This window comes from Aeromicrobium sp., from assembly GCF_049586495.1.
GTDB lineage: Bacteria > Actinomycetota > Actinomycetes > Propionibacteriales > Nocardioidaceae > Aeromicrobium.
The window spans coordinates 1-6,562 of sequence record NZ_JBAVCB010000144.1 but is presented as its reverse complement, the minus strand read 5'-3'; the positions used below and the strand labels follow the sequence as shown (position 1 = coordinate 6,562).

The 6,562-nt window shown below is 66.2% G+C and carries 6 protein-coding genes and 1 tRNA gene; 3 read left to right on the top strand and 4 right to left on the bottom strand.

Translation table 11 applies throughout. The annotated features are described in order from the left end of the window. Positions 1-146 precede the first annotated feature (146 nt). From WB508_RS07640 to WB508_RS07630, 3 genes are all read right to left on the bottom strand, one after another. Complete coding sequence (locus WB508_RS07640; RefSeq protein ID WP_423844289.1) at positions 147-923, bottom strand: ABC transporter permease subunit; 777 nt, start codon at positions 921-923, stop codon at positions 147-149. Further along, complete coding sequence (locus WB508_RS07635) at positions 920-1,831, bottom strand: ABC transporter ATP-binding protein (RefSeq protein ID WP_423844288.1); 912 nt, start codon at positions 1,829-1,831, stop codon at positions 920-922. Before WB508_RS07635 ends, WB508_RS07640 begins: the two co-directional genes overlap by 4 nt. A 307-nt stretch (positions 1,832-2,138) precedes the next feature. Next, the gene (locus tag WB508_RS07630; protein WP_423844287.1) at positions 2,139-4,379 is read right to left on the bottom strand and encodes an MMPL family transporter; all 2,241 of its coding nucleotides are present in this window, start codon (positions 4,377-4,379) and stop codon (positions 2,139-2,141) included. Positions 4,380-4,571: 192 nt separating this feature from the next. Here WB508_RS07630 and WB508_RS07625 point away from each other — a divergent pair, with 192 nt between their 5' ends. The 3 genes from WB508_RS07625 (at position 4,572) to WB508_RS07615 (ending at position 6,035) form a co-directional block, all read left to right on the top strand. Then, entirely contained in the window at positions 4,572-5,171 is a 600-nt protein-coding gene (locus WB508_RS07625; RefSeq protein ID WP_423844286.1) for a TetR/AcrR family transcriptional regulator, read from the top strand. A 103-nt stretch (positions 5,172-5,274) separates the two neighbouring features. Further along, positions 5,275-5,925, top strand: coding sequence for a TetR/AcrR family transcriptional regulator (locus WB508_RS07620; RefSeq protein ID WP_423844285.1), 651 nt, complete (start codon positions 5,275-5,277; stop codon positions 5,923-5,925). A 37-nt stretch (positions 5,926-5,962) separates the two neighbouring features. Continuing rightward, a tRNA-Lys gene (locus tag WB508_RS07615) sits at positions 5,963-6,035 on the top strand. 44 nt (positions 6,036-6,079) lie between these two features. On the opposite strand, the gene WB508_RS07610 is transcribed toward WB508_RS07615, so the two are convergent. Then, positions 6,080-6,562, bottom strand: a 483-nt coding sequence (locus WB508_RS07610; protein WP_423844284.1) for a class I SAM-dependent methyltransferase, incomplete at its 5' end; no start/stop codon positions are given.

Sequence of the window (6,562 nt, the reverse complement as noted above, 5' to 3'; positions counted from 1 at the left end):
CACCGAGCCGGTCATGACGCCGAGGCCGGCGACGATGACGGCCACGACTCCAGCCAGAGGTAGACGTTCGCGGACGGCGTGCCCCGTGACGGCCAGGAACTGTCCGGCAGCCGGCCGGCGAGTCCGGGTGGTCGTGGTCATGGCGCTCATCCCTTCAGGTCGCGGCGCTCAAAGCTGACAAAGGCGACGGCTGTCGCGATCGCCGTTCCCGCCACGAGCACGAGGACGTGTGCGAATTCGATGCCATTGGCCAGCGGCGTGCTGGACGCGTAGTAGTACCAAGGGCTGAGACGTGCCCAACCGTCCAGATCGGCCAGTGGCAGCATGGCGTCCAACATGTAGGCCACGGCGGCCACCGCACCGCCGACCATGGCGGCGAGGCTTGGATTCCCGGTCAGGCCGCCGACGGCCAGCGCCAGGGCGCCGAAGAACGCCGCCATCACGAACAGGTGCAGGCAGGTGGCCGCGATGTTGCCAGCGGTCAGCCCGGTGTCGAACCAGTTGGACGCGAGGAGCGCAGTTGCACCGAAGATGATGATCGGCACGAGTAGCGAGGTCAGCAGCCCGACGGCCTTGGCCGCCAGCACCTGGGTCCGCGACACGGGCTGAGAGATCAGCACCGACATGGTGCCGCTGTCCTCCTCGCCGGCCACGGCCGACGCACCCGACATCACGGCATAGGCGACCAGCACCAGCGGTGCGACGAGGTTGAACACCTCACCCACGACGTAGCCACCCGGCACGTCCGCCGGGATGAAGGCGGTGAGGGCTTCCGGCATGTTCTCGGTGAGGTCAGCAACGGTGTCCTCCAGGCCGGAGGCGGCGCCGAGGCCGACGATGGAGAAGATCGCGAGCCCAGCGGTGATGGCAGCGACGGGCACGCGGCGGTCGCTCAGGTCGCGAGTCAGCAGATCAGCGCTCATCGAGAGGTCACCTTTTCGGTGTCGCGGTAGTAGGCGAGGAAGATCTCTTCGAGGTCTGCGTCGCGGGTGTGCAGATCGACCAGCTCGTGCGCCATCGCGGCGTGCAGGATCGGGTTGATCGGCCCGTCGAAGGCCACGGCGGCCTGATCCTCGCTGATGTCGGCTTCCCGCACACCGGGCACGGCGTCGAACAGGTCCGCTGGGACGGCCGCTGCGAACTGCAGGTCGAGGCGACGGATGGCCTTGGCCTTGAGGTCGTCGATCCGCTCAACGGCAGCGAGCTTTCCGTGCCGGATGATGGCGACGCGCGTCGCGACCTGCTCCACCTCGGACAGAGTGTGTGAGGAGAGGAACACCGTGCGACCGTCGTCGCGGACCTCGCGCAGCATCGTGATGAACTCCTGCTGGATGAGCGGATCGAGTCCGGCGTTAGGCTCGTCCAAGATCAGCAGCCGGGGCTTGTGCATGAAGGCCTGGATCAGTCCGATCTTCTGCCGGTTGCCGGTCGAGTACTCGCTGATCTTCTTCGACAGGTCAGCCTGCAAGCGCTCGGCCAGGCCGTCGACGAACGTCTGGTCGACGCCGCCCCGCAACCGCGCGAAGTACTTCAGCGTCTGCGCCCCGGTCAGGTTCTTGTACAGGGCAAGGTCGCCGGGCACGTAGCCGATCTCCGAGCGGATCGCCAGCGAGTCGGCGCGGCTGTCCATGCCCAGGACGCGGGCCGAGCCGGACGTGGGTCGGATCTGGTCGAGCAAAGTGCGGATGGTGGTGGACTTCCCCGCTCCGTTGGGACCAAGAAACCCGAACACCTCACCCTCGTCGACGGTGAGGTCGAGGTCTTCCACGGCGGTGAAGTCGCCGAAGTTCTTGGTCAGATCGTGAGTCTCAATCGCTGGGGTGGAACTCATGTGTGTCCTCCTCGGACGGCTGGTGACGCTGTTTCGAGTGCTGTAGGGGGTGGCGTCAGGGGGCCGAGGTCGACAGCCGACCAGCCGTGGGTCGAGGCGAGCACCTGCCGGTGACGGCACGCCGAGCTGCGCGCGGCGATGTGCGGCTACCCACCCAGGCGTCCCCGTCGTCCGCCACGGGCTGAAGGTCACTGGCAGTCATGGTGCTCCTTGAACCGATCGATGGGTTGGGTGGGCTGGAGGGACGAGTGGACGGTGGTGGGGCCGCCGCGTGCGGGCCGCGGCGACCACATCACCTGCTGGTCGGTCAGGCGTGGACCTGACCGACCGGTTCGAGGTCCTCTTTCATCGAGGTGAAGAGGGCGTCGAGCTCAGCGTCGGCATCTGCTGTGCGGTGATCGAGCTTGGCCCCCTCGATATCGACGTCGGGCAGGATCCGATCGAGCCAGGCCGGGAGGTACCAGGCCTTGTGCCCCATGAGAGTCATGAGTGCCGGCACGATCATCATGCGGACCACGAAGGCGTCGATCAGCACGCCGAACGCCAGCGCGAAGCCGATGCTCTTGATCGTGGGGTCCCCGCCGAGGATGAATCCTGCGAAGACCGAGGCCATGATCAGGGCTGCTGCCGTGACCACGCGGGCTCCGTGACGGAAGCCACCGATGACCGCCTCGGTGGGCGAGTCCCCGTGGATGTAGTCCTCACGCATCCGGCTGACCAGGAACACCTCGTAGTCCATCGCGAGGCCGAACAGCAGACCGATCAACAAGATGGGCAGGAAGCTGATGATCGGTCCGGTCTGCTCCACGCCGATCAGCTCGGCCAACCAGCCCCACTGGAACACGGCCACGAGAGCGCCGAAGGTGGCAGCCAGGCTGAGCAGGAACCCGCCGGTCGCCTTGAGCGGGACCAGTATTGAGCGGAACGCGATGGTCAGCAGCAACAAGGACAGGCCGACCACGACGATCAGGAAGATCGGCAAGGCGTCGGTCAGCTTGTCCGAGATGTCGATGCCGATGGCGGTATTGCCCGTGACGGCGATGTCCGCGCCCGTGTCGGAGCCGATGTCGGAGCCGAGCTGACGGATGTCACCGACCAGAGCCTTGGTGTCGGCATCGGACGGACCGCTGGACGGGATCACCGAGATGATCGCGGTGTCGCCCGCCTCGTTGAAGATTGGCGGAGCAACGGCTGCCACATCGGCCAGCTCACCGATCTGATCAGCAGCGACCGTGGCAGCCGCCTGCGGGTCGTCGGTGACTTGGGCATCGACCACGACGGTCAGCGGACCGTTGAAGCCCGGGCCGAAGCCGTCCGCCAGCGTGTCATAGGCCTGGCGCTGCGTGGTGCTCTCGTTCAGGTTGCCGTCATCGGGAAGCCCGAGACGCAGGTCGAGCACCGGGATGGCCAAGGTGGCCAAGCCGACCACGCCGGCCACGAGAAAGGCGACCGGGCGCTTGGTGACGATCTTGGCCCAACGCGTTCCCATCGACTTCTTGGTACTGAGGTCGGCCTGGCGCTTGCGCAGACCCGGGACGGGCCAGCGGTTGAACCGATCACCGGAGAATCCCATCAGCGCAGGAACGAGGGTGAGGGCGACCAGCACGGCCACGCCGACCATGCCGGCGGCGACCAGACCCATCGAGGTGAGGAACGGGATGCCGACGACGGCCAAACCGGCGAGGGCGATCATCACGGTGGCGCCGGCAAAGACGACGGCGCTGCCGGCGGTGGCGACAGCCGTCGCCGCAGAATCCTCGACCGACATGCCATTCGCCATCTGTTCCTTGTGACGGATCGAGATGAACAGGGCGTAGTCGATGCCGACCGCAAGGCCGATCATGAGACCCAGGGTGGGTGCGGTGCTCGTGAGATCGACGACTGCCGAGAGCGCAGTGACGCCCGCCATGCCGGCGCCCACGCCCACCAGAGCGGTCAGCAGCGGCATGCCTGCTGCGAGCATCGAGCCGAAGGTGACAGCGAGGACCAGCAGGGCGACGAGAACGCCGATGGCTTCCGTCGCGCTCTGCTCGGCCTCCGCCACGGTGGCCTCGCCACCCAGCTCAACGGTCAGGCCGGCCGTCTCCGCCCCTTCGCCGGCTTCGATGAGCTGATCACGGGACGCCTCGGTGATCTCGTCGAACTGCGCGGTGTACGTGACCGTCGAGTAAGCCACGCTCCCATCGGGAGAGACCGCGTTGGTCTCGAACGGGTTGGCTGCCGCGGCCACCTGGTCGCCGTCAGCGACGTCGTCGACAGTCTTCTCGATTGCAGCCTGGTTGGCCGGATCGGTGACCGACTGACCGTCAGGCGCTTCGAAGACGATGCGTGCCTCCGCGCCGCCTGCCCCGCCTTGCGGGAATCGCTCCTGAAGCGTCTCGGTGGCGGTGACGGACTCGACGCCGGGAATGGTGAGCTGCGCGTCGGCGCTCTTGCCGAACGCGCCGGCCAATCCGCCGACGAGGGCGATGAGGACGACCCAGGCCAGCAGCACGGCCTTGCGTCGTTCGAACGCCATGCGCCCGATGCGGTAGAGGAACGAGGCCATGGTGGCGACTCCAAGTCTGAAAAAGGTGAAGGACTTTAGGGGTCCTCGCCGAACTAACCGATCGGCAAGTCAACTCTGACGCCCTCCTTACCGATTGTCAAGTTAACGCCTTGTCGATCGACAGGTGCCTTACTTCACGTCTGTCAAGGCATCGGCTTGCCGAACGTCAAGGGCCTTGGCTACAGTGGGGGCATGGCCACTCAGACGTCCGAGCCTGCGACCGCTCGGGACCGCTTCGCCGAAGCCGCGCTCGACCTGTTCCTCGAGCACGGTTTCGCTGGGACGTCGCTGCAGATGATCGGCGACCGTCTGGGCGTCAGCAAGGCGGCGGTCTACTACCACTTCAAGTCCAAGGACGAGTTGCTCGCCGCTGTGATCACGCCAGCTTTCGACCGGTTGGAAGAGGTGCTCACCGAGGCCGAGTCGGTGCATGCTGAATCGACACGGCGAAAGAAGGCGCTCAGCCTGTACATCGACTACCTGATCGGACACCGCCGCGTAGCGGCCTGGTTGTCGCGCGATGGTGCAGCTCTCGGAAATCCCGCCGTCTGGGAGCCGGCCCAACGGCTCACCGGTCGGATCGACGCGATGATCACCTCCAGCTCGCCTGACGCACAAGCGCTGGTGTGGGGCTCGGCGATCACTCAGGCACTGACCGGCGCCGTCCTGGCCCCCACCGAGCTCAGTGACGACGAGCTGCGCACCGAGCTGCACGAGATCGGCGAATTCCTCACCCGTGGCTATCGCGCCGCGAGTCGTCGTCAAGACTCTTTCGTCACCAGTCAGGAGTAGCCGCGAACGGAAGCGATCTGATGCTCGCGACCCTGGGTCAACGAAAAACTGTTACGTAACGTAACAGTTGCGCCGGGTACGAGATACTTGCAAGGGTGTGCGTGTGACCACCGACCCCACGCCCGACAGCGCCCCCGAGCAGGACGGGCGTGCCACGCGCTGGTCCGGCCACCGCGAACGGCGCCGCCAGTCCATCGTGGACGTGGCGATCGAGGTGATCGGCACCATGGGTCCCCAGACCCGCCTTCACGACATCGCCCAGGCCGCCGGCGTCACTCGCCAAGTTGTCTACCGTCAGTTCACGGATCGCGAGGACCTGGACGAAGCGATCACCAAGCGCATCACCGGCATGATTCTGGGCCACCTCGTCGCCCACCTCGACATGTCGGCCGGTATCAGTGCCAGCCTCCGCAAGGCATTGACCTCGTACCTGGATTTCATCGAGGAGAATCCGGCTCTGTACGCGTTCGTTCGCGCGCACGAGACCGGGCGCACCACGCATGCCGTGTCCGGGGTCAAGGACGCGATCGCTGACATCGGTCTGCAGATCGTGGACGAGATGGTCGAGTCCGGCGCGGTCGATCCAGCCGTGCCGGTCAACAAGGTCCTGGCGCTTGGCTTGGTCGGCATGATTGACGCGGCCGTGACCCAATGGCTGGCCGATGACCCACCGGCGCCGCGCGAGCAGCTCATCGAGGGTCTGAGCCGCATGCTCGATGCGTCCGTCCGCGCCATCCTCGGCTCACTTCCCTGAACGAATCTGCGATAGTTGCTCGCGAGCAACATCACTGGGGCCTCTAGCTCAATTGGCAGAGCAGCGGACTTTTAATCCGCGGGTTGTGGGTTCAAGTCCCACGGGGCCCACCCACGCCCACTCCGCCCACCTGAACTTGCCTAAGGATGAGCGATCAGCGGCCGGCCGTGGCAACGAAGATCGCGAATCCGGTCGGCGACGCCGTCACGGACACGTCGTCAAATCCGACCTCGGCCAGCGCTTCCTCGATCCACGGTCGTCCGTCCCCACCCGAGTGCGGACCGCCGCCCGCTGCAAGGCTCTCCTGCAGGCAGTAGAGAACACCGGAGGAATACGTGATGGTGGCAAACGGGTGCTGGACGTCCTGAGCCAGGTCTCCGGTCAGATCGGTTTCGGCCAGCATCAGCACGCCGTCCGGGGCGAGGATCTTGCGCATCTGAGCGAGCGAACGGGTCGGATCCCCCAGGTGATGCAGAGCATCGAGGCAGTAGACGAAGTCGAAGGGGCCATCGTCCGGAAGGTCGCGGGCATCGGCCACGCGCAGCTCGAAGTTGTCCGGTCGGTCGGGGGATGGCTCGGGCGCCCCCACGTCGTACCCCACGACGCGCGACCGCGGGAAGGCTCGAGCGACCAGGGC